At 74.3% G+C, this 1,503-nt stretch carries 2 protein-coding genes; both read left to right on the top strand.

The features are described 5' to 3' along the window. A partial coding sequence (locus MCM47_RS40580; RefSeq protein WP_238951814.1) for a cyclopropane-fatty-acyl-phospholipid synthase family protein occupies positions 1-841 on the top strand: 841 nt, incomplete at its 5' end. Between the two features lie 171 nt (positions 842-1,012). Beyond that, positions 1,013-1,503 (top strand): DUF1295 domain-containing protein (locus tag MCM47_RS40575; RefSeq protein ID WP_238951813.1); only part of this gene is annotated, 491 nt, incomplete at its 3' end.

Genomic DNA, 1,503 nt, shown 5'->3' with positions numbered 1-1,503 from the left:
CCGCCACTACGACCTGTCCAACGAGCTGTTCGCCCTCTTCCTCGACCCGACGATGACCTACTCATCGGCGATCTTCCCGACGGCACCCGGCGGCGCACCGGAGGCGAGCTGGGACGCGCTGCCCGCCGCCCAGCACCGCAAGATCGACCGCCTGCTCGATCTCGCCCGCGTCGGTCCCGGGACCAGGCTGCTGGAGATCGGCACCGGCTGGGGCGAACTCGCCATGCGTGCCGCCACCCGTGGCGCACGCGTGGTCAGCCTCACCCTCTCCGAGGAACAGCTCGACCTCGCCCGCCGCCGGATCGCCCGTGCCGGGCTCGACGACCGCGCCGAGGTCCGGCTCTGCGACTACCGTGCCGCCGAGGGCGTGTACGACGCCGTGGTCAGCGTGGAGATGATCGAGGCCGTCGGCCGGCCGTTCTGGCCGGACTACTTCGCCACCCTCGACCGGGTCCTCGCCCCCGGCGGCCGGGTCGCCCTGCAATCGATCTCGATGCCGCACGACCGGATGCTCGCCGGCAGCCGGACCCAGACCTGGATCCTCAAGTACATCTTCCCCGGCGGCCGGATCCCGTCCGTCCGCGCGATCCGGGAGACCGCGGCGCGCCACACCCGGCTGCGGGTCACCCGTACCGACGCGTTCGGGCCCCACTACGCCGAGACGCTGCGCCTGTGGCGCGAGCGGTTCGCCGAGCAGTCCGCGCAACTCGGCGGCCTCGGGTTCGACGAGGTGTTCCGGCGGACGTGGGAGTTCTACCTGGCCTACTGCGAGGCCGGCTTCCGCACCGGCTACCTCGACGTCCACCAGCTGCTCCTGACCAGGGAGGAGGTGACGGCATGAGCACCGCCGCGGTGATCGCCGGGGGGCCGGGCGACGTGCTCGACGGAGCGCCGCCGGAGCCCCCGGAAGCCCGGTTCGGCTCAGCGCCCCGTGCCGCGGAGGTGCCGTCGCGGTCGCCCGCCGTGGCGGGAACGCATCCCCGGTCCGCCGGGCCGGGAACGGAGGTCTGACGTGAACGGCAACGCCTTCGCCCTCAACGTGGCCGTCAGCGCCGGTGCGTCCCTGGCCGTCTTCCTCGTGGCCTTCGCGGTCGGGGTGCGCCGTGGCCGTCACCGCGGTGTGGACGTGGCCTGGGGCCTGGCGTTCACCGCGGTCGCACTCGGTGGCTACCTTCTCTCGGCCGGCCACGGCGACCCCGGGCGGCGACTGCTCGCGACCGTGCTCGTCGTGGTCTGGGGTCTGCGCCTGTCCGCACACATCTGGTGGCGCTCCCGGGGCGCACCGGAGGATCCGCGCTACGCCGCAATGCTCGCCCGCGCCCCCGAGGGCGCGGCCCGCACCCGGTACGCGCTGCGGATCGTCTACCTGCTGCAGGCGGCCCTCGTCTGGTTCGTCTCGCTGCCCGTCCAGGCGGCCCAGTACATCCCCCGTCCCCCGGGCGCACTCGCCGCGGCGGGGACCGCCCCGTGGGCGCCCGGCCCGTTCTTCGAGGGGGTGGGGGG

The sequence above is a fragment of the Kitasatospora sp. A2-31 genome (assembly GCF_022288725.1).
GTDB lineage: Bacteria > Actinomycetota > Actinomycetes > Streptomycetales > Streptomycetaceae > Kitasatospora.
Note: the sequence above shows the minus strand (reverse complement) of the source record. Positions and strands in the feature narration are given on the sequence as shown.